Genomic DNA, 21,433 nt, shown 5'->3' with positions numbered 1-21,433 from the left:
AAACACTATTGAGTTCTCAAACAACAGCAAGTGAATGCCCTGGATTCCCACCCAGATCAATTCTTGAGCTCGTCGCCGTTCTTCGCTGCAAACCGCGACCAGATAACTTTACCCTCTCTGCGGATCTTGATCAAGTGCGCTTTCGAGCACAGCATTGAACAACGATCACATCGAGAGATTGAAGTTTGCCTGACCGGCGGTCCCGCTTCTCGCGGCCCTGAGCCTCCTCCAGGAGGCCGACCCGCTCGCGGCGACAGGTGAAAACATTACACACGCCCGGAGACCATCGCAAGGCGAGGGTGGGCGACGCCCATCACACCGCCTGCATGCCTGTGCACCACGGCCTCGAAGGCCACCGGCACACCCCTGCTCACGCGCCGAACCGTCGCCCGAGAACCCGCTCCGACGCGCCCACCCGGTCCAGGTACGGAGTGATCCCTCCGAGGTACAGGGGCCAGTTGGCTCCGAGCACCATGCAGACGTCGACGTCCTCGGGCTGAGCGATCACCCCGTCGTCGAGCATGAGGCCGATCTCCTGTGCGAGCGCATCCTCCACCCGGCGCTTCAGCTCCGGCACCCCCTCGGTGGCCGAGACAGAACGGGAGCGCTCTTCCCCGTCCTCTCCGCCCGCCTCGCGAACGGCCAGGCGCAGGCTCTCGGCCCGGCCCTCCAGGTATGTCTCCGACTCATCGCCGCGTCGGGGCAGCACATGCGTCAGCCCGGCATCGGCCACCGCGGTCATCCAGGGTGAGACGTGGAATCGATCGGGATATGCGGCATGCATGCGCTGCCCGACGTGGCTCAGCACCGCCGGGCCGACGAAGTCCAGGAGCTGAAGCGGGGTCATGGGCAGCCCCAGGGAATCCAGTGCGTGGTCCGCTTCCCTGGGGTCCATGCCCGCATCCAGAGCCTGGAGGATGGGATCGAACATCCGCAGCAGGATGCGGTTGACCACGAAACCCGGGGCATCGGCTACACGAACGGCCGTCCGGCGCATCGAGGAGGCCAGGTCGAACGCCGTGGCCAGAGCGATGTCGTCCGTGGCCGAGGTGGTGATGATCTCCAGGAGGGGTGTGGCGTCGACGGGGTTGAAGACGTGGAAACCCAGGAACCGCCCGGGATGGGCGATCACCCGGCTCATCTCGGTCACGGACAGTGAAGAGGTGTTGGTGGCCAGCACCGTCCCCTCGCCGACCACCCCGGCCCAGTGGGACAGCACCGCCTTCTTGATCTCGAGGTCCTCCGGGGTGGCCTCGATCAGGAAGTCGACGTCCGCCAGGTCGCCGTCCCCGGTCGCCCCGGTCACCAGCGCGGCCAGCTGCCTGGCAGCCGACGGCTCGAGGGCCCCGCGCTCGGCCTGGCTCGCGAACCGGTCGGCCACCCACTGCACGCCTTCATCCAGTCGCTGCCGGTCGATGTCGGTGAGGACCACCGGCACGCGCAGGGAGCGGGCGAAGAGAGCGGCGAGCTGACGCGCCATCAGCCCCGCCCCTACGACGGCCACCTTCTCGATCCTGCGACCCGCCACGGCCGGCCTGTCAGGGGCCTTCCGGGCCCGGGAGTCCACTGACCGGAAGGTGCGGAGGGACGTGCGAGCGATGTCGCCCGTCACCAGGTCCTGGAAACTGCTCACGGCCTGGGCGCCGTTCTCCACCCGGGACTCGGTGGCCGCGGCTTCGATGAGATCGAGGGCCGCAAGCGGCGCCGGGGCGGCGCCGTGCCAGAGGCGATCCGCTTTCTCTCGTGCTGCGCCGACGGCGGCCCGCCACCGCGCAAGGCTCTCCGGAGTCTGCCGACTCTCGCCCGGGCGGCGTGGCTGCTCCCCGCCGAGGGCATCCAGGACCTCGACGACCGCGGCCTGCCAGGCCGCGGCCCATCCCTCCGACTGCGGGCCCTCCTCCAGGACGGCATCCAGCAGTCCGATCTCCGCCGCTTGCACCGGCCGGAGGTGACGCCCCCTCATGGAGTCGAAGGTGATGGCATCGATCGCAGCCTCCGGTCCCACCAGATGAGGCAGGAGGTGTACGCCGCCCCAGCCCGGGAAGAATCCCAGGCGGCATTCCGGCAGCCCGAGCGGCCCGCCCTTGGCATTCCCGATGCGATAGCCCGTATGCAGGGCGAGCTCGAGCCCGCCCCCCAGGGCCTGTCCCGTGATCACCGAGAAGGTGGGGACTCGCGCCTCCGCAAGGAGGCCGAAGACCTCGTGCCCGGCGGCGATGTAGGCCCGCGGGTCACCGGACTCCTGCCCATGGGCGATTTCGTCGAGGTTGGCGCCCGCCCCGAATGATCGTTCGTTTCCTATGACGACGATGGCCTCCACCGCAGCCTGGTCGATATCGCGGAGGGTGTCACCGAGCTGCCTCAGGGCGGCGGAACTCCAGAGGATCAGCCCGCCGCTCGGGGTCGAGTCGAGCGAGACGACGGCGACCGGCCGGTGGCGGCCGGGGAGCACGTGCCGTTCCACCGAGATGGCAACGGTCGACGGAAATTGCGCAGCGTGAGTGGACATCGTCGTCGTTCTCCTCTTGGCATCACGTCCAGTGAAACTAAGTGGTTCCCTGGGTATCACTTAGTTTACCTGTGACCGCAGCCACACGTCACCATCTCCCGGTGAACAGCCCGGATGACTTGACCGGACGACCCCACCGGGCGGCTTCACGAGAGGCGCGAGGAGGCCGATGGCAAGTAAGGTGAGCGTCGTGAAGGATCTGCTGCCACTGGAAACCGAGCGCCTGTATTTCCGCCGCTTCACGGAAGCCGACCTCGAGGAGATGCACTCCTACCAGTCACGCGAGGACTACGCCCAGCATGCCTGGCGCGGTCCGCGTTCCTGGGATCACTCCTATCGCGTGATCGCCGAGCACCGCGGCCCGCGGGCCTTCGTGGGCGACGGCGATTCGGTGCGCTATGCCTTCTCCCCCAAGGGCGGCGGCGAGCTCTACGGGGAGATCGTGCTGACACTGGTGGACGCCGAGTCCAGGCAGATCGAGATGGGGTGGGTGGTCAACCCCGAGTACACCGGCCAGGGCATCGCCTCGGAAGCCGCCTCGGCTGCCATCCGGGCCGCTTTCGAGCGCCTGGACGCTCACCGCGTATTCGCCCGGCTGGACTCCCTCAACACGAGTTCCGCGAAGGTCTGCGAGCGCCTGGGGATGCGGCAGGAGGCCCTCCTCAAGGAGTCGCACTGGCAGCTGGACGAATGGCGGGACGAACTCATCTACGGCATCCTGTCCCACGAACTGCGCGATCCCGGGACTGCCGGCAGCTGAGACGTCCGCTCAGTCGCGCGGAGGAACGGCCGGCAGGGTTGCCGTGGGCACCCGGTCGCGGTCGTAGGTGATCTCCGAGTACCCGTGGGGCGCCGGGACTCCGCTCTGATCGAGGTTGACGAACACGATCTTGTCGATCGTCAGGATCATCTGCCGGGTGATCATGTTGCGGACCTGCGCGGTCATCGTGATCGAGGTCCGCCCGAAGCTGGTGGCCCGCAGCCCCATCTCGATCAGATCGCCCTGGGTCGCCGAGGACACGAAGTTGATCTCCGACATGTACTTCGTCACCGCCCGCTGGTTGCCCAGCTGGACAATGGCGTATACGGCGGCCTCCTCGTCGATCCAGCGCAGCAGACTACCGCCGAAGAGGGTTCCGTTGGGGTTGAGATCCTCCGGCTTGACCCACTTGCGGGTGTGGAACGTGATGATGTCGTTGTCCCTGCGGCCCTGCGCATCCGTAGCACGAGGAGGAAGGCCCTGGCCCGATTGTTCTGCGGTCATGGTTCAACCCTATGCTGCCGCCGGCGGCTCAGAACAGTCCGGGTTCATGGGGCAATGCGCCCTCGAGCTCGAGCAGAGCGCGTTTGCGCTCCAGCCCTCCCGCATAGCCGGTGAGACCGCCGTCGGAGCCCAGGGCCCGGTGGCAGGGCACGATCACGGCCCAGGGGTTTCTGCCCACGGCCTGACCGACCGCCTGCGCGAGCGAGCGTCCTCCCAGGGCGACGGCGATCTCTCCGTAGGTGGTGGTCCGCCCGTAGGGGATCTCCTGCAAGGCCCGCCACACCCGCGGCCCGAGGCTCTGAGGCTTCTGGTCGAGGGCCAGCGGCAGGTCGAACCCCTGCCGCTCGCGGGCGAACCACTGGGTGAGCTGCTCGGCAGCAGCTGCCAGGAGGGGGTCGCCGTCGTGGTCCGGTTCGCCCAGAAGCCCGGTGGCGGGGAAATGCGCCTGACCCACGAACCACGCCCCCGTCACGGCCGGGTGGCCGTCGAAGTCGCCGACAGCCACGAGCATGGTTCCCAGCGGGGTGGCCACCTCACGATGACGCGCGGCGATCGGCTCGCGCAGGTGCAGCGCATCGGCCTGCGGGGCGGGGCCATCCCCACGGGGGAGGAAGGCGCCCTGCTCGGCCGGGTCCATGCTGTTCATGGCGTATATGCTCCCACGCCCTCCTCGGCCCGTGTAGACGGCGAACGAGGCTACTTGAGGATGGGGACCTCGAAGGGGTACTTGTAGGCCTCCCCGCGGCCGGCCGCCATAGCCCCCAGGACGCCGAAGACTATCTGCACGATGAAGATGGCCGCGACGACCAGGAGCGTCAGCGGTATCAGCAGCCCCAGGGTGACCAGTCCCAGGATCCAAGCACCGATACTCACCAGCATGAGGGCGAAATTGAAGTTGAACGATCCCGCCCCGGCCTGCCGGACCAGCGGGTCCTTGTCCTTGAAGATCAGCCACAGCACGAGCGGGGCCAGGAAGCCCGCCCAGCCGACGGAGAACAGGTAAAGGACCGGCGCCGCGAGGTGGGTGAGCAGCGCCCAGGTCCGTGCGTCCTGCGGCTGCATCCCGCTGAACTGGTAGGCACCGCCGCCGTACCCTTGCTGGCCTTGCCCGGGGGCGGCGTACTGACCCTGCGCCCCCTGCCCCTGGTGAGGACCCCCGTAGGGCTGTCCGTAGGGCTGCTGTCCGGGATAGCCGTGCTGCGCCTGGGGGCCGCCCGGCTGCTGCCCGTACGGTCCCTGGCCCGCAGAGGGCTGTCCGTAGGGACCCGGTCCAGAAGGAGGCCCGCCGTAGGGGGACTGCCCGGTCGGGGAGGACCCATAGCCCGGTGCCCCGTAGCCCGGCATCTCATAGCCCGGCATCTCATGGCCCGGTGACTCGTGGCCCGGACGGTCGCGCGCGGAAGCTTCGTCCGCGGATCCGTCGCCCCAGGGTTCCTCCGGGGCGGCGTCCCGCGGGTGGTCCGGCTCGCCGGCCCGGCCGGCATCGCCTTCCCCGGGAACAGGGTCCGGCGAGCCGTTGGTGGGGCGATCGTCGTCGTTGCTCATAATGCGGCTCTCCTAGGGCTTCGTGAAGGGGACCGGGATCAACCGTCGCCCCACCAGCCTAGGCACAACCGGCCCGGCGGGTCACGATGTGAAGGCGCGTTCGAGGTCTGCGAGGTGGTCCTCGAGATCCTCGATGCCCACGGAGAGGCGGACCAGGTCCGTGGGCACGGCCTGCGGCGTCCCGACGACGGACCCGTGGGTCATCTCCGAGGGCCAGCAGATCAGCGACTCCACTCCTCCCAGGGACACGGAAAGCTTGTACATGAGGGTGGATTCCGCGAACCGGCGGGCGGCGCTCTCACCACCGCGCAAGCGGAAGGAGACCATCCCGCCGAAACCCTCCATCTGCCGGGCGGCCAGCTCGTGCCCCGGGTGGTCCGGCAGACCCGGGTAGAGCACCTGCGAGACCTCGGGCCGCTGCGTGAGCCATTCGGCGATCCGCCCCGCGTTGTCCTGGTGGCGCTCCATCCGCAGCGACAGCGTCTTGAGTCCGCGCGCGGCCAGGTAGCTGTCCTGGGGGCCCGCCACGGCCCCTCCGGCGAACTGCTGGAAGCCCACCAGCTCGGCCAGGGTCGCACCGGGTGAGAAGCCGTTGACCGGCTCGACCGCCCATTCCCGGTCCGCGACGACGACCGCGCCACCCAGGACATCGGAATGGCCGCCCACGTACTTGGTGGTCGAATGCACGACGACGTCCGCGCCGAACTCCAGCGGACGCTGCAGGTACGGCGAGGCGAAGGTGTTGTCGACCACCAGCAGGGCGCCGTGCTCATGCGCCAGCTCGGTCAGGGCCGCGAGGTCGGCGATCCCCAGCCTGGGGTTCGTGGGCGTCTCCACCCACACCACCTTGGTCTCGGCCACGAAAGCCTGCCGGACCTCGTCGAGATCGGTCACGTCCACGGGGGTGTGGCCGATCCGCCACGGGGCGAGCACCCGGGTGATCAGGCGGTTCGTACCGCCGTACCCGTCACCGCCGAGCACCACGTGGTCGCCGGGTCGCAGCACCGCCCGCAGGAGAGCGTCCTCGCAGGCGATGCCGGACGCGAAGGCGAAGCCGCGCAGTCCCCCTTCCAGAGCGCACAGCTGCTCCTCGAACCCGTTGCGGGTGGGATTGGATCCTCGCGAGTACTCGTGCCCGTCCCGCAGCACGTTGATGCCGTCCTGCACGAACGTCGAGGTCTGGTAGATGGGCGGGATCACGGCCCCGGTCAGCCGGTCCGGCTCCTGCCCGGAGTGGACGGCGCGGGTGGTGAATCCGCTCATGCGGTGACCTCCTGGTGTGCTGCGGTACGGGTGGCTGCGGCGTCTCTGCGGACGAGCTCGTCCAGGGACGACTGCAGATCGGCGATCAGGTCGTCGACCGCCTCGAGGCCGACGGACAACCGCAGGGTCTGCCAGGTGATCCCGCCGGCGCGGCGTTGCTCCTCGGTCAGCCGGCAGTGCGTCATGGCCGCGGGGTGGTTGATGAGGGAACGCACGTCGCCGATATTGGCCACGAGCTTGAACAGCCTCAGGGAGTCGACGAACGCCGCGACGCAGGAGTCCTGGCATTCCAGCTCGAAGGCGAAGACGGAGCCGGTGCCCTGCGGGAAATCGCGCTCGGCGAGCGCACGGTCGTCGGAACCCTCGACCAGCGGGTGGTGCACCCGGCGGACGGCGGGATGCGTGGAGAGGAAACGCGCGATCTCCGCCGCCGAGTCCGTGTGCCGCCGCATGCGGAGGTCCAGGGTCTCCAGGCCCTGGAGGATCTGGGAGGCGTTGAACGGCGACAGGGTCAGGCCGAGGTCGTGCACGAACTTGGCGCGGCACAGGTGCAGGAAGGGCGAGGCCCCGCGGCACTTCTCCACCAGGCTGATATGTCCCCAGCGCTCGCGTGCCCGCGTGAACTGCGGCCAGCGCTCGGGCTCGGCCTCCCAGTCGAAACGCCCGGAGTCCACGATCACGCCGGCCAGGGCCGTCCCGTGGCCCCCGAAGAACTTGGTGGCCGAGTGCACCACGATGTCCGCGCCGTGCTCGATCGGCCGGTACAGCACGGGCGTGGCCAGGGTGTTGTCCACGACCACCGGGATGCCCTGAGCGTGGGCGATCTCCACGATCGCATCGAGGTCCGCCAGGGTGGACAGGGGATTGCCGATCGACTCCAGGAAGAACCCCCGCGTCTCGGGGGTGGCGGCGTGCGCCCACTCCTGGGGGTCGGCGGGGTCGACGTAGGTGACCGTCACGCCGAGGTCGGCCAGGGTGTCGCCGAGCAGGTCGACGGTACCGCCGTAGAGCTTCTCCGAGACCACGAGGTGCTTTCCCGGTCCGCTGCTGACCAGCGCGAGCAGGGAGGCGGCCACGGCGGACTGCCCCGATCCCAGGGCCAGCCCTGCCAGGCCGCCTTCGAGGTCGGCCGCACGCGCCTCGAGGACGGCGACGGTGGGGTTCCCTGTCCTGGAGTAGGTGAATCCGGGAATGGTCTGGGCGAACATGGCCGACGCTGCGGCGTGGTCCGGGAACTCGTAGGCCGAGGACTGATAGATCGGCACGGGAAGGGTCGCCTGACCGGGGGCATCCGAGGAGCCGGAGCGGCCGGCGTGAATCTGGCGGGTGGCCAACGACGAGGAGCCGTTGATATCGGCCGAGGGCGAGAGAGGCATCTCGGGGTCTCCAGGGTTTGCGCTCGTGACCTGCACGGGTACCCACGGAGCTGTTCGTGCGCTGCGGGTGTAGCAGGCCGCTTCGTCATCCGAACCACCCGTGAACATGGGGTTGGTGTGCGCTCAAGTCGGAGCTTGGCGAACGCATCTCGTGAAGCTCCGACTAGACTAACCCACTCGCGCGGTGCTCCGCCAATGCTCTGGGTCACGGCCCCTGCCGGCACCGGGGACCCGGCGCAGGAGCACCACGGCCACGAGGTAGCTGGCGGCTCCGCCCAGCACGAGCCACGACGACAGCAGGAATCGGATCTCCAGCACGGCGGGGGCCACCATCAGGATCAGGCCCGTTGCGACCGGCACCCACGTGGCGGTTCCGCCGTCGGCGACGCGCGGGACCATCGCATCGGGGACCACCGCGCCGGCCTCCCACCGGCCCAGCATGCGGACGACGATCAGCACGCATACCCAGCAGAGCAGCGTGAGCGGTATCCGCAGCAGCCACCACCGGGCTCCTCCCGGCTCCGGCTGAGGACCCCCCGCGAGCCACCACACGGCCATGACCGCCACGATCACCGGCAGATGCCACAGGTACAGCGTCACCGGACGGGAGCCGACCGTCCAGGCGATCGCCTGAACGGTCCGGCTGCGCATCGCGCTCGCCAGCGGCCCCGAGAACACCTGCAGCAGGCAGGCCTGGCTCAAGCCCAGGAGGACGAGGCTCACGGTGGGCGGATTCAGGTTGGCCAGCATGTCCGTGCTCCAGGCCCCCGTCGAGCCCAGCACCCAGATGGCTCCGTAGCCGCAGGCGGCGATGACCGCCAGGTGGACGGGCCGCAGCCGTCCGAGCGTGCCGTCGGCCCGGAAGTAGCCCAGCTGATGGATGGCCATCCAGATGGGCGCCAGCCCGGCCAGCCCCCACCAGGCGTCATCCACCGCGATACGGAGGATCTCCACCCCCGCGCTCAGCCCCAGCAGCACCCCCATCGTCAGGTACGGACGCCTGCGGTGGGCAGCATGGGTCAACGGCGCGGCCGCCAGGCAGATGGCATAGGCGCCCAGGAACCACAGATGCATGCCGATCCCGGAGAGGGCCGCGTCCAGATAACCGGCGGGGACCTGCAGGGCCAGGGCCGCCACGGTGCCCGCGGCCAGGACGACCCAGAGCAGCGCCGCCGGCTGGGCGAGCCTGAGCAGGCGCATTCGGACCCACAGAGCCCCCGCGGCCGTGGCGGAAGCGCACCTGGCGGTATCGCCGTCGTCCCGCACCGCGCGCTCCCGGAACCTGCTCCAGGACACGGCGGAGGCGAATCCCCCCACCACGAAGAACAGCGGCATGATCTGCACGATCCAGCTGACCCACCAGAACCACGAATACCGGGTCGGCACCATCACGTTCGACACCGCCCCGGTGCCGGGATCGGTCACCACAGTGACCAGCAGGACGTGGGCGCAGACCACGACCACGAGTGCGGCGACCCGGGCCGCGTCCACTGCCGGATCACGGCCGTGCAACGCGGCAACCGCTCCCGCCGCCATATCCCACCCGCTCCCAGCCCGTTGATCGCCGCGCTCGGACAGCGCTCGAATATCCTGTTTACACCAAACCAGCGCACCGTCGCCTTGTAGTCACCGTGTACGAGGTCCCGACGAGTTGCCCGAGAAGGAGTCTGACATGGTCAACCGCATCCTGTATCTCCATGGCGCCGACGACGGCGGCGGCCCGGACGATCTCCTCGCCCGGGAGCTGCGCACCCACTGGCCGGAGACCGAGATCGTCGCGCCCCAGCTGCCCTCGGCCGATCTGCCGGACGCGGCCGATCAGTGGCAGCACGAAGTCGGGAGGGCCATCCGGGAGCTGCCCGACGAGCCCTGGGTGCTCGTGGGTCACTCCCTGGGCGGCTCCGAGGCATTGCGTTTCCTGTGCCTGCGGGTGCCCACCCTGCTCAGGAGGACGATCATCGTCGGCGCGCCGCTCTGGGAGGCGGAGCACACCGGAGCGGGCCCCGACCACCCCTGGTGGGGGCCGCAGTGGGCCCTGCCCGCACGCGCCGGGAAGATCCTGGCCGACGCGGACGTGGTGATCGTGCACTCGGAGGAGGATCCCGTGGTTCCCGTGGACCACGCCTACCGGCTGGCACGGCTGCTCCCGTCGTCCCGGATGCAGATCGCCCACGACGGCGGCCACATGCCCACGGACTGGGTCCGGCGGGCCGTGTGAACATCACCCGACCTTCACGAGACCGTCAGGTAAATCCCCTGATCAGCGCCATCCTTACTAATGGGTAGCCACTCTTTCGCATGTGCGGAACTTCACCCGCCCCGGCCTGTACTCAGGATGGATCCGTGACCTAGCCTGGTGGTGGGCAGTACTCCCCAACGAGGTCGGAACTTCCCACCATGCCATACGCCCGTAGCCGATCTTCCCCCCAGGAGTCGTGCCCTCATGAGTACCTCGTCGCCACGCCTCGGCCGGATCAGCTCACCGCCTCGTCCCGCCGGTCCCCATGCACCCGTGTGCCGGCAGTGCACCACGGACTACTACCTGAAGTTCCTGGTCTTCGCTCCCACGGCAGCGGCTTCCCAGGCGACGGCGGATTCCCGGAAGCGCCGGCGCAACCATGGCCTGAAGTCCCTGCTGCGCAAGCTGAGCCGCACGTCCGGAGAGGCTTCGGGCGGACGCGTCGAGTACTTCTGCCAGAAATGCGGCAGCTTTCACGACCACCATTTCCCGGCCGGCTGGGAGCCCGCGGCCCGCATCCTGACGGCCGACGACATCGAGGATCTACCGGCGGTCTACGTCGGGCCGGGCGAATCCCGCCCCGCTGCGGAGGTCACCCGGCCGCTGTTCGGAGTGGCCCAGCAGGGCTCCCCTTCCGCCTGAACCACGGGTTGCGCCGGACGGTCTGCCAGAATTGAGCCAGTAGAAGGCTACGGCCACCGAAACCCATGCAGCCGTTCACGCCGTCCTCGCCGAAACCGCGGGGGCGGCCGGGTTGCAGAAACGGAGACCACGTGAAGATCGCAATCCTCGGCGGGGACGGATTCTGCGGCTGGCCAGCCGCGCTGCACCTATCCGACCAGGGGCACGAGGTCGTCATCGTCGACAACCTCTCACGGCGGCTGATCGACGACGAGCTCGGCGCGCAGTCCCTGACCCCCATCCGCCCCCTGACCGAGCGGTTGCGGGCCTGGACCGAGACCACCGGGAAGACGATCGGCCACGTGCACCTGGACGTCGCCCAGGACTACGCGGGGCTCCTGGATTTCCTCACCACCGAGCGACCCGATGCCGTGGTCCATTTCGCCGAGCAGCGTGCCGCCCCGTATTCGATGAAGAGCTCGCGCACCAAGCGCTACACGGTGGACAACAACGTCAACGCCACCCACAACGTGCTGGCCGCGATCGTCGAGGCCGACCAGGACATCCACGTGGTGCACCTGGGCACCATGGGCGTGTACGGCTACGGGACCGCGGGCATGAAGATCCCCGAGGGCTACCTCGACGTGGAGATCCCCCACGAGGGCCAGGAGAACATCGAGACCCAGATCCTCTACCCCACCAATCCGGGCTCGATCTACCACATGACCAAGTCCCTGGATCAGCTGCTGTTCGCCTTCTACGCCAAGAACGACCGCGTCCGGATCACGGACCTGCACCAGGGCATCATCTGGGGCACCAACACGGCCCAGACCCTGCTGGACGAGCGTCTGATCAACCGGTTCGACTACGACGGCGACTACGGCACCGTGCTCAACCGGTTCCTGATGCAGGCTGCGGTGGGCTATCCGCTCACGGTGCACGGCACCGGCGGGCAGACCCGGGCCTTCATCCACGTGCAGGACATGGTGCGATGCGTCGAGCTCGCCCTGGACAACCCGCCCGAGACCGGAGACCGGGTGATGATCCTCAACCAGATGACCGAGACCCACCGGGTCCGGGACCTGGCCGAGCTGGTGGGCCGCATCTCGGGCGCCACCGTGGAGATGGTGCCCAACCCGCGCCAGGAGTCCGCGGAGAACGACCTGCACGTCAGCAACGACACGTTCCTGGATCTCGGCCTGCAGCCGACCACGCTCTCGGAGGGCCTCCTGATGGAGGTCGAGGACACCGCCCGCAAGTACGCGCATCGGGCGGATCTGGCCAAGATCCCGGCGACCTCGTTGTGGAACCGCCGCACGCAGGCGGGCATCCCCGCCTCGATGGCGGAGCGGGCCGCTCCACAGACGGCGGCACGCGGCGCATCCGATCGCGGGGGTCCGGCCGCGGCTGCGGTCCCGGCCGAAAGCTGACGGCCCCGTGCGGATCGCTCTGTACTCCGAGGTCTTCCTGCCCAAGATCGACGGGGTGGTCACGCGTATCCTGCGTACCCTGGAGCAGCTGAACGAGCTCGGCCACGAGGCCGTGGTCTTCGCTCCGGGGAACCCGCCGTCGTCGTATGCCGGGCATGCCGTGGTGCCGGTGCGGTCGGTCTCCTTCAAGCCGTGGTACCCGGAGATCAAACTGGGGCTGCCCACGGCACGCATCGCCACGAACATGGCCCATTTCCGGCCGGACATCGTGCACGCGGTCAACCCGATCTGGCTGGCCGCCTACGGCGTGCTCTCGGCCCGGAGGCGCGACCTGCCCCTGCTCTCCTCGTTCCACACGGACGTGCCGCACTATGCGGACGCCCTCGGCCTGCATCTCCTGCGCCATCCGTCCGAGCACTGGCTGCGCTGGCTGCACAACCAGTCGGAGGTCAACCTGTGCACCTCCGGCCCCATGGTGGAACGGGCCAGGGCAGTGGGGGTCCGGGATGTCGATCTCTGGCCCAAGGCCGTGGACACCGGCGGCTACCACCCCTCCATGGCCGACCGGGCGCTGCGCTCGCGGCTGACCGGCGGTCACCCCGAGGACCCGCTGATCGTGTACGTGGGGCGGGTGTCCAAGGAGAAGAACCTGGACCAGCTCATCGAGCCCATGCGCCGTCTCCCGCAGGCCCGCCTGGCCATCGTGGGGTCCGGCCCGCACCGCGAGCAGCTGGAGCGGCAGTTCGCGGGCACGAACACCGTGTTCACCGGGTACATGTCCGGCCCCGACCTCGCCTCCGCCTACGCTTCCGCCGACGTCTTCGCCTTCCCCTCCCAGTCGGAGACGCTGGGCCTGGTGGCGCTGGAGGCCTTCGCCTCCGGGCTTCCCGTGGTCGGGGCTCGTGCGGGGGGCATCCCCTACGTCGTCGATCATGGCGAGACCGGATTCCTGGTCGAGCCCGGTTCCGCCGACGACCTGACCCGCCGCCTGGGTGAACTGGTGGACGATCCCCAGCTGCGCGCGCGGATGGCGGCCGCTGCTCGCCAGGAAGCGCTCCGGCACTCCTGGCGAGCATCCACCGACAAGCTCGTGGAGTACTACCGGCTGGCCCTCGAACGCCACGAGCACCGCCATGTCCCGCCCGGCCCATTCCTCAAGACCTTCGGCGCCGCGGAGTACCGGACCCTCAAGCTCCCGCGCCGCCGTCGTCGCGGCTGACCGGGGCGCCGTACCCAGCCGGACCAGGGCCGCTGTGCCCAACGGCCCGGGAGTGGCAGGATGGCCCGATGAACTGAAGCCGGCCTCGCCCGGCAGGCAGGACGAGGCCGGGACACCCGCTGACATCTAAGGCTTCCGTCACGGACGAGAGCCCCGAGACCGAAGAGGGAACGGTATGACACGCTCTTACACGCCGTGGGTTCTCGCCATGACATGCGCTCTGGCGCTGACCGGATGCCAGTCGGGGGGAGAAGACCCCGCGGAAGACCCTCGATCGTCACTGCCGGTCGCCGGCGGCACGCATGAGACTCATCGGGGCGGGACCGAGGATAAGCCGCTGCCGGCCGCCTGCCTCCTCGACCCGTCGGCGGAGGAGATCGCGCCCAAGGACATGGAGGAGGACCCGGATCCGGCCGCGCCCGACGGGAGCGGTACCTCCGTCACCTGGCTCTCCGGGCAGGAGGGCGACGATCTGGAGACCGCGCTGGGCAACGCCGTGCACGGCTCCCACGACGACCTGGACATCGACATGGGCGCCGTCGTTCTCAACCGCGAGACCGGCGAGTCCGTCCGGGTCAACGACGAGGCGCGGTCCAGGACCGCGAGCCTGTCCAAGGTGGCCGTTGCCATCAGCTTCCTGCGCCATCTCCATCAAACGGACACGGAGCCGACCGACGCCGATCACTACCTGCTGGAGGACTCCCTGGCCAACAGCAGCAACGAAGCCACGGAAGCCCTCTTCAGCACCCTGGGCGCGGATGACGCCGAGGCCACGGAGGCGCTGGCCGAGACATACGAGATGCTCGGCATGGAGCACACGGTCCCCGAGCTCGGGTGGGGAGGATCCTGGACCACCGCAGCCGATCAGAGCCAGATCATCGCGGCGCTGACGGAGGCTCCCGAGTGGCTGCCCGCCGAGGACGTCGACCTGATCCGCCAGTACCTGGACCCCGCCGAAGGACAGCCGAGCTATACCCAGCACTTCGGCGTGGGGCTGCTGGCGGACCAGGCCTCCTGGCCGGAGGGCGCCTCCGTGGCGGACGTGATCGTCAAGAACGGCTGGCTGCCCGAGGACGACGGCCGCTGGACGGTCAGCTCGATCGGCCAGGCCCGCATCAACGGGCAGCTCCAGGACATCGTGCTGACCACGTACGGCGCTCCGAACTCCGAATGCGGATTCGAACTTCTCGACGAGCTCACCCTGCTGATCGCCAGCAAGAGCTGAGCACGCGCGCCGGGAGCCTATGCCGCGGCAGTGGCGTCCCGGACCTCGCCCACCAGCTCCTCGAGCACGTCCTCCAGCGCGACGATCGCGTACTGGCCGCTATGTCCCTGCGTGCCTTCCACGAGGGCCAGGTGGGCGTTGTTGGCCTGCATCCGGCGCATCACGTCCTGCAGCTTGGCACCGTCCGGCACCCGTCCGAGCTGATGCAGGATCGCCTTGTCGAAGGGCTGGTCGCGTTGCTCCGGGCCGAGTCCGAGCACGTCCTTGGTATGGATGTAGCCCTGGAGACCGCCGTCGGGACCCATGACGGGGAAGCGGGAGAAGCCCGTCTCGGCCGTCAGCTCCTCGATCTGCGCGTTGGTCGCCTCATGGGAGATCGTGCGGATCTCCCCGAACGGGATGGCGACGTCGGCAGCCGTGAGTGCCTCGAACTGGAGGGCACCCGTCAGGAGCCTGATCTCGTCGGCATCCAGCAGGCCCACGCGACCGGACTCGGCGACGAAGCCGGCGACCTCATCCGTGGTGAAGGCCGAGGCCACCTCGTCCTTGGGCGTCGCCCTCAGGACGTGGCGCACCACCAGGTTGGCCACCGAGTTCATCAGCCAGATGACGGGGCGGAAGAAGATCACGAAGATCCGCAGCACCGGGCCCAGCAGCAGGGCCGAGGCGGCGGGCTGGGCGATGGCGATGTTCTTCGGCACCATCTCGCCGATCACCATGTGCAGGAAGGTGACCACCAGCAGCGCGATCACCAGCGCGATCGGGTGGACCAGGAATTCGGGAACGCCCAGCGCCTCGAACCCCGGCTCGATGATGTGGGCGATCGCGGGCTCACCGACGGAGCCGATCAGCAGGGAGCAGGCCGTGATACCCAGCTGGGTGGCGGCGAGAGAGGTCGAGACGTCCTCGATCCCCTTCAGGGCCGACCGCGCGGAGCGCGAGCCTTCGGCGGCCCTGGGCTCGAGCTGGTCCCGGCGGGCCGAGACCATGGCGAACTCGGAGCCCACGAAGAAGGCATTGCCCAGCAGCAGCAGGGCCAGTACCAGAACTGCGACGGCGTCGCTCATCGGTCATCACCCGGCTTCAGCGCGGTATCCAATTCAGTGACCTCCATGCCGCCTTCCGGCAGGTCCTCGACGGTGTCGTACTGCACCGGGGGATCGTCGGGATCGTCGTCATCATCGGGCTCCTGCGGGAGGCGGTTCACGATCACCCGCTCCACGCGGTACTGATCCATCTGTCCCACCCGCAGCGACAACCGGCCGTGCGTGGGCAGGTCGTCCTCGTCGCGGTGCTCGCGATCGGTGCACTCGATGACCACCTCGTCCCCGACCTCGGGAAGACGGTCGAGCATCTCGCCGATCAGACCGCCCAGGGTGTCGGTCTCCTCGCCCTCCGGCAGGTCCAGCTTGACGATCTCACCGAGCTCGTCGGGACGCAGCAGTCCCGAGACCACGATCGAGCCGTCACGGCGGCGGCGGTACTTCGCCAGGGTGGTGTCCTGTTCATCGTCGATCTCTCCGACGATCTCCTCGATGAGGTCCTCCAGGGTCACGATTCCGGCGGTGCCGCCGTACTCGTCGACGACGAGCGCGATCTGCAGACCCGGCTGTCGCAGTTCCCGCAGGAGCGGATCCAGCGTCATGGACTCGGACACGACGTTGGCATCTCGGGCGATGGCATGGGCGGGCGTGGTGGCCCGATCCTCGAAGGGCACCGCCAGGGCGTCCTTGAAATGGACGATGCCCACGATGTCGTCCACGCTCTCCCCCATGACCGGATAGCGCGCATGGCCTGTCCGTGCGGTGAGTTCCAGGACCTCCTGCACACTCTCGTCCTCGACGAAGGTCACGCGGGGCCGGGGCATCATGACGTCGGCCGCGGTGCGGTCGCCGAACTCGATGGAACGGGCCACCAGCTCGGCGGTCGCGGCGTCCAGGGTCCCCTCCTCGCCGGAGCGGGAGACCACGGCGGCCAGCTCCTCGGCGGTGCGGGCGTTGGCCACCTCCTCCCTGGGGTCGAAGCCCAGAAGGCGCAGGATCGCGTTGGCCGAGGAGTTCAGGATGTGGACCAGCCAGCCGAGCAGCACCATGAAGAGGTTCTGGGGCCGGACCACCAGGCGAGCCACCTTCAGGGGCTCGGCGATCGCCCAGTTCTTGGGCACGAGCTCGCCGAAGACCATCTGGGTGAAGGTCACGAGGATGAACGCGCCCGTGGTGCCCACCACCGTGACGAAGCCTGCGGGAAGGTCGGTCACGCCGAGACCCTCCGTCAGCAGCACGCCGACGGACGGTGCCGTCAGGTAACCCGCGACCAGGCTCGTGACCGTGATGCCCAGCTGCGCGCCGGAGAGGTTGGTGGAGGTCTTGGACAGCGCCCGGTCCACGGCCGCGGCGAGCTTGTCCCCGGACTCGATGCGCTCGCGCACCGTGTTCCGGTTGACCGTGAGATAGGCGAACTCCACGGCCACGAAGATCGCGTTGGAGAAGATCAGGAAGAGGAGAACCAGCGTCAGGACGAGCCCTGAGGCGACGACGCTCATCGGGCTCTCACCGCCGTCGTCGCCGGGAGCAGAGTCCAGCGGCAGGCACGGCCCGCGTGACGGGTGAGGTTCAGGAAGGATTCACGGGAGGACTGGGAGCGGTTGCGCAAAGCGCAACTTCGATACTCCGCATCGTCCGGCACGGACACGCGGCGGGAGCCGGGGGTCGTGCGGGATATGTCATGAGGCATGCAGCCAAGTGTAAGGGTTCCCAAGGGCACTTTCCGATGATGGGTTCATCACGTTCGTTCACGGCACCATGTCACGGCTCCGGCGCGGATGCGCGGCGGGCTCCTGAAGAGCCCGGAGCCGTGAAGGTGCTCCGGTACACGCCAAAGGCGACGGACCGCGAGGTCCGCCGCCTTCGGGCAGGACGTCCGAGACTGGCTCGGAGTCAGGTGCATTGCTGCACCAGTCTGTGGGTCAGCTCAGTGACCGGTGGTCTGAATCAGGCGAAGGTGGCGTAGTAGTCGACGCTCATGGCCGAGACCGGGTGCACCTGGGTGCCCTGGCCCGGGTTCAGCGCAGAGATCATCTGGCCGTTGCCCAGGTAGATGCCCACGTGGCCGCCACCGTTCTGGATGACCAGGTCGCCCGGCTGGGGGTTGGAGGTGGGGGTGCCTGCTGCACCCTGCGCGGCGGCGGTGCGGGGCAGATCGATGCCGTTCTGCGCGTAGACGTACTGGGTGAAGCCGGAGCAGTCCCAGCCACCGGGAGTGGTGCCGCCCCAGACGTAGGGGGAGCCCTTGTAGGACTGGGCGCTGCCGGCGATGCCGGAGGCATTGGCCGAGGCGGTGCCCACCGACTGGGTGGACAGGCCCTCGGAAGCGGACGCGGCGGGAGCCTCGGGCTGAGCCGGAGCCTCGGACTGCGCGGGAGCAACCGGGGCGGCGGGAGCCGCTGCGGCGCCGTCGCCGTAGGTGTAGTGGGTGGTGCCGTTGGCGTCGATGGTCCAGGAGTAGGACCAGCCGGCGGCCTCGGCGGACGAAGCGTCGAAGCCGGCAGAGGTGGCGGGCTGGGTGCCCGTGGTGGAGACCTCGGCGTAAGCGGAAGCCGGGGCGATGGTGGCGGCGGTAGCGATACCGGCGACGGCCACACCGAGTCCGGCGCGACGAGCAACAGTCTTGACGTTCTGCATTGGTTTTCCTCCAGATTGCCTGCGGGGTGAGCTGTCGGGTTCGGTTTGGAGTAACCGGCCGAGACTCAGATCGATGGACAGCCTCGGCTTCACCCCTAGGTCCGACCTATCGTGAGGATCGGGCCGGGGAAGTGGGTCCCTCGCTCCTGTCATGTCCGTGTTCGGGATCTTCACCGGACAGCGACAGGATGCGGCGTTCAGTCCGGAGGCGCCGCCCGTTCGAGTGGCACGACGAAAACCATAACGAACAGATCACGGATTGTCACGATCGAATAACGTGACATGGCCCGCAAGTAGGCCGTCGCAGCCGCGCCCAGATGGCCGCAGTATCGTCGCTTCGAACATTTCCCCTAGTCACAGCGTTATGTTTTGCAAATCTGAGCCTCATCATGTGGGCCTCGCAACATCACAAAAAAATCACGGTGAGGCTCGGATTTGGTCACGACAGGGCGCCTGCAAGCGTTACCGGGCACCCGTTCGGGGCTGAATGAGTGACGTAGAACACCTACCGGAGGGCTCAGATCCGGTGTTCGACGACCGTGCTGTGGAAGCCCTCGATGTGCTCTCGCAGCAGCTCGGCGGCCCGCAGGGCATCCCCTTCTTCGAAGGCCCTGAAGATGCCCCCGTGCTCGCGCTGCAGTCGTGCCCGCAGCCCCGCCCAGTCGCCGAGCAGGGCCACGGACTCCTGCACGTAGCCGATGACCGCGTCCCGGAGGGATCTCATGACGGTGGTCAGCACCACGTTGCCGCCCAGCGTGGTCAGCTCGACGTGGAAACGGGCGTCGAGGTCGTGGAAGAGCGCGTCCGGGATCGTGGGATCGTCCATGATCTCCAGATAGGGGCGGACCCGGGCCAGCACCTCCCCGCGGAGCTCCTCGTCGGCCACACGGACCGAGGCGAGCGCCGACTGGGTCTCCAGCAGCACCCTCATGGACACCACGTCGGCCATGGGCAGCGCCTTGGTGGCCACGTGCATCCGCAGCGCCCACGAGAGCGCGCTCGAAGGCTCGGACACCACGACGGCGCCGGCCTGCGGGCCGGATCCCGTACCCGAGCGGACCAGTCCCATGGCCGCCAGGACCCGGATCGCCTCGCGGACCGATGCCCTGGAGATGCCGAACTCCTCGGCCAGGGCCCGCTCCCCCGGCAGCTTCTGCCCGAGAACCAGGTTCCCCTCCCGCAGGCGGAGCTCCACCCACTCCAGGACGGCCGTATAGGCCGGAGCGTCCTCCTTGCTCCGGCCGTGGCCGGCACCCACCCCCGAGACCGCCTCCGCGGGGAACCCGGGGCGGGCAGGAATCAGGGGTGGGAGACTGCCGCTGCGCGGGGTCACTGCGGAGGCAACATCCAATGCAGGACGTTCGACTGCAGGAACACCAGGGCGCACAGCACGATCAGCATGCCGATGGACCAAGGAAGCACCTTCTTGAAGATGGTCGACTCCTGGCCGGGCATGCTCACCGCGGTGGCAGCGATGGCCAGGGACTGGGGAGAGATCATCTTGCCGACAACACCGCCGGTTGTGTTAGCCGCAACCGTCAGATTGGGATCCAGCCCGGCACCCTGGGCCGCGGTCTGCTGCAGATTGGAGAACAGGGCGTTGGCGGAGGTGTCCGAACCGGTCACCGCCGTGCCCACCCATCCGAGGACCGGGGAGAAGAAGGCGAAGGCGGCGCCCAGGCCGGCCACGAAGCTGCCGATGGCCAGGGTCTGACCCGAGAAGTTCATGACGTAGGCCAGGGCCAGCACCAGCATGATGGTCAGCGCGGAGAACCGCATCTTGTACATGCACGCCGCGATCTCGTGGAACCCCTTGGCGATGGTCATGGGGAATTTCCCGTGGTGGTTGAACACGGTGTAGATGAGGGTGACCAGCAGCCCCGTGATCAGCAGCAGCGTGCCCGGGGAGGACAGCCACTGGAAGGCGTAGACCGTGCCGGTGATGGGCTCACCGGTCTCAGCGCTGAGCAGATGCCCGTCCAGGCCCGGCCACGGGACGGACACATCGGTGCTCGCCAGAGCCGAGGGGACGTCGACCCCCCAGGTCCACAGCTTGGCGATGCCGAAGACGACGACCACCAACAGGTACGGCACGAGGGCCATCCACACCCGCGAGGGCGTCAGGTCGGAGACGTTCTCGGCCTCCTCGATCCCCAGGCGCTGCTTGGCCTCCGCCGCACCACGCGGCTTCCAGAAGCGCAGGAGGACGACGGCCCCGGCGAGGCCGGCGATCGCGGCCACCACGTCGGTCAGCTCGTAGGCGAAGTGGGTGGCGCTCCACCACTGGGCGACGGCGAAGGTCGCGCCGATGACCAGCGCCGCCGGCCACGCCTGCTTGAGGCCCCGCAGCCCGTCGATCAGCAGAAGCAGGAGGAAGGGCACGACGAGGGCGAAGAACGGTGCCTGATGACCCACGACCGCGCCGATGTGGGCGGGGTCCAGACCCGTCAGCCTGCCGGCGGTGGTGATGGGAGTCGCCACCGCGCCGAAGGCCACGGGGGCGGTATTGGCGATCAGCACGACGACCGCGGTCTTGAGCGGCTTGAGGCCGATGGCCAGGATCATGGTCGCGGTGATCGCCACGGGGGCGCCGAAGCCCGCGAGGGCCTCCAGCAGGCCGCCGAAGCAGAACGCGATCAGGATGGCCTGGATGCGGACGTCGCCACCGCCGATGGTGTCGAAGATCGAGCGCATGTCCTCGAAACGGCCTGCCGCGACCGTGACCTGGTAGAACCACAGCGCCATGACCACGATCCATACGATCGGGAACAGTCCGAAGACCGCGCCCTGCGTGGCGGACAGAAGGGCGAGATCGGCAGGCATGCCGAAGGCGATGATCGCGACGACGACCGCCGTGGCCAAGGCGATCAGGCCCGAGACCCAAGCACTGCGCTTGAGGCCCACGAGCGAGATGAAGAATGCCACCAGCGGCACGATGCCCACGAGTGCCGACAGTCCTGGGCTGCCGGCAACCGCGTCGACTTGAGCGGTGTAGGTGTTCACGTACGTCTCCTGCAGATTCGGAGGACTGAAAGCTTCGGGCGCCCCGGAAAACAGTCCGT

The 21,433-nt window shown here is 68.6% G+C and carries 18 protein-coding genes and 2 riboswitches; of the genes, 6 read left to right on the top strand and 12 right to left on the bottom strand.

The window, feature by feature from the left end:
* Positions 1 to 370 precede the first annotated feature (370 nt).
* Complete coding sequence (locus tag FCK90_RS09990) at positions 371 to 2,509, bottom strand: 3-hydroxyacyl-CoA dehydrogenase NAD-binding domain-containing protein (RefSeq protein WP_158034156.1); 2,139 nt, start codon at positions 2,507 to 2,509, stop codon at positions 371 to 373.
* A gap of 169 nt (positions 2,510 to 2,678) precedes the next feature.
* On the opposite strand from FCK90_RS09990, the gene FCK90_RS09985 reads away from it, so the two are divergent.
* Positions 2,679 to 3,269, top strand: coding sequence for a GNAT family N-acetyltransferase (locus FCK90_RS09985; RefSeq protein WP_246180135.1), 591 nt, complete (start codon positions 2,679 to 2,681; stop codon positions 3,267 to 3,269).
* Between the two features lie 9 nt (positions 3,270 to 3,278).
* Here the strand turns inward: FCK90_RS09985 and FCK90_RS09980 are convergent, their stop codons facing one another.
* The 6 genes from FCK90_RS09980 to FCK90_RS09955 all read right to left on the bottom strand — a co-directional run bounded on the left by FCK90_RS09980 (position 3,279) and on the right by FCK90_RS09955 (position 9,493).
* The gene (locus tag FCK90_RS09980) at positions 3,279 to 3,773 is read right to left on the bottom strand and encodes an acyl-CoA thioesterase (RefSeq protein ID WP_158034155.1); all 495 of its coding nucleotides are present in this window, start codon (positions 3,771 to 3,773) and stop codon (positions 3,279 to 3,281) included.
* 28 nt (positions 3,774 to 3,801) lie between these two features.
* Positions 3,802 to 4,419 carry a methylated-DNA--[protein]-cysteine S-methyltransferase gene (locus FCK90_RS09975; RefSeq protein WP_246180134.1) on the bottom strand — a complete coding sequence of 206 codons (618 nt, stop codon included), beginning with the start codon at positions 4,417 to 4,419 and terminating at the stop codon, positions 3,802 to 3,804.
* A gap of 50 nt (positions 4,420 to 4,469) precedes the next feature.
* Entirely contained in the window at positions 4,470 to 5,318 is an 849-nt protein-coding gene (locus tag FCK90_RS09970) for a DUF4870 domain-containing protein (protein ID WP_158034154.1), read from the bottom strand.
* 81 nt (positions 5,319 to 5,399) lie between these two features.
* Entirely contained in the window at positions 5,400 to 6,581 is a 1,182-nt protein-coding gene (locus FCK90_RS09965; RefSeq protein ID WP_158034153.1) for a cystathionine gamma-synthase, read from the bottom strand.
* On the bottom strand, positions 6,578 to 7,957 hold the full coding sequence (locus tag FCK90_RS09960; protein ID WP_158034152.1) for an O-acetylhomoserine aminocarboxypropyltransferase/cysteine synthase family protein: 1,380 nt from the start codon (positions 7,955 to 7,957) through the stop codon (positions 6,578 to 6,580). The genes FCK90_RS09965 and FCK90_RS09960 overlap by 4 nt, the downstream gene beginning before the upstream one ends.
* A 47-nt stretch (positions 7,958 to 8,004) precedes the next feature.
* Positions 8,005 to 8,114, bottom strand: a riboswitch (SAM riboswitch).
* An 11-nt stretch (positions 8,115 to 8,125) separates the two neighbouring features.
* Complete coding sequence (locus FCK90_RS09955; RefSeq protein WP_158034151.1) at positions 8,126 to 9,493, bottom strand: acyltransferase family protein; 1,368 nt, start codon at positions 9,491 to 9,493, stop codon at positions 8,126 to 8,128.
* 136 nt (positions 9,494 to 9,629) lie between these two features.
* Between FCK90_RS09955 and FCK90_RS09950 the strand changes: the two genes are divergently transcribed.
* The 5 genes from FCK90_RS09950 (at position 9,630) to FCK90_RS09930 (ending at position 14,691) form a co-directional block, all read left to right on the top strand.
* Positions 9,630 to 10,175 carry an alpha/beta fold hydrolase gene (locus FCK90_RS09950; RefSeq protein ID WP_158034150.1) on the top strand — a complete coding sequence of 182 codons (546 nt, stop codon included), beginning with the start codon at positions 9,630 to 9,632 and terminating at the stop codon, positions 10,173 to 10,175.
* A 225-nt stretch (positions 10,176 to 10,400) separates the two neighbouring features.
* Entirely contained in the window at positions 10,401 to 10,838 is a 438-nt protein-coding gene (locus tag FCK90_RS09945) for a hypothetical protein (protein ID WP_158034149.1), read from the top strand.
* Between the two features lie 131 nt (positions 10,839 to 10,969).
* Positions 10,970 to 12,247 carry an NAD-dependent epimerase/dehydratase family protein gene (locus FCK90_RS09940; RefSeq protein ID WP_158034148.1) on the top strand — a complete coding sequence of 426 codons (1,278 nt, stop codon included), beginning with the start codon at positions 10,970 to 10,972 and terminating at the stop codon, positions 12,245 to 12,247.
* A gap of 7 nt (positions 12,248 to 12,254) precedes the next feature.
* Positions 12,255 to 13,466, top strand: a complete 1,212-nt coding sequence (locus FCK90_RS09935) for a glycosyltransferase family 4 protein (RefSeq protein ID WP_158034147.1) — start codon at positions 12,255 to 12,257, stop codon at positions 13,464 to 13,466.
* 175 nt (positions 13,467 to 13,641) lie between these two features.
* Entirely contained in the window at positions 13,642 to 14,691 is a 1,050-nt protein-coding gene (locus FCK90_RS09930) for a serine hydrolase (protein ID WP_158034146.1), read from the top strand.
* Positions 14,692 to 14,708: 17 nt separating this feature from the next.
* On the opposite strand, the gene FCK90_RS09925 is transcribed toward FCK90_RS09930, so the two are convergent.
* The 5 genes from FCK90_RS09925 to FCK90_RS09905 form a co-directional block, all read right to left on the bottom strand.
* Entirely contained in the window at positions 14,709 to 15,758 is a 1,050-nt protein-coding gene (locus FCK90_RS09925) for a hemolysin family protein (protein ID WP_158034145.1), read from the bottom strand.
* Positions 15,755 to 17,233, bottom strand: a complete 1,479-nt coding sequence (locus FCK90_RS09920; RefSeq protein ID WP_158034144.1) for a hemolysin family protein — start codon at positions 17,231 to 17,233, stop codon at positions 15,755 to 15,757. Before FCK90_RS09920 ends, FCK90_RS09925 begins: the two co-directional genes overlap by 4 nt.
* Before the next feature lie 448 nt (positions 17,234 to 17,681).
* Positions 17,682 to 18,371, bottom strand: a complete 690-nt coding sequence (locus FCK90_RS15745; RefSeq protein WP_246180132.1) for a C40 family peptidase — start codon at positions 18,369 to 18,371, stop codon at positions 17,682 to 17,684.
* Between the two features lies 1 nt (position 18,372).
* Positions 18,373 to 18,548, bottom strand: a riboswitch (cyclic di-AMP (ydaO/yuaA leader).
* A gap of 340 nt (positions 18,549 to 18,888) precedes the next feature.
* Complete coding sequence (locus FCK90_RS09910) at positions 18,889 to 19,704, bottom strand: FadR/GntR family transcriptional regulator (RefSeq protein ID WP_343029894.1); 816 nt, start codon at positions 19,702 to 19,704, stop codon at positions 18,889 to 18,891.
* Entirely contained in the window at positions 19,701 to 21,374 is a 1,674-nt protein-coding gene (locus tag FCK90_RS09905) for an L-lactate permease (protein ID WP_158034143.1), read from the bottom strand. Before FCK90_RS09905 ends, FCK90_RS09910 begins: the two co-directional genes overlap by 4 nt.
* Positions 21,375 to 21,433: the final 59 nt, after the last annotated feature.

Source organism: Kocuria coralli (genome assembly GCF_008831305.1).
Classification (GTDB): Bacteria; Actinomycetota; Actinomycetes; order Actinomycetales; family Micrococcaceae; genus Kocuria; species Kocuria coralli.
The sequence above is the reverse complement of the archived record's forward strand: the minus strand, read 5'-3'. Positions and strand labels throughout refer to the sequence as shown.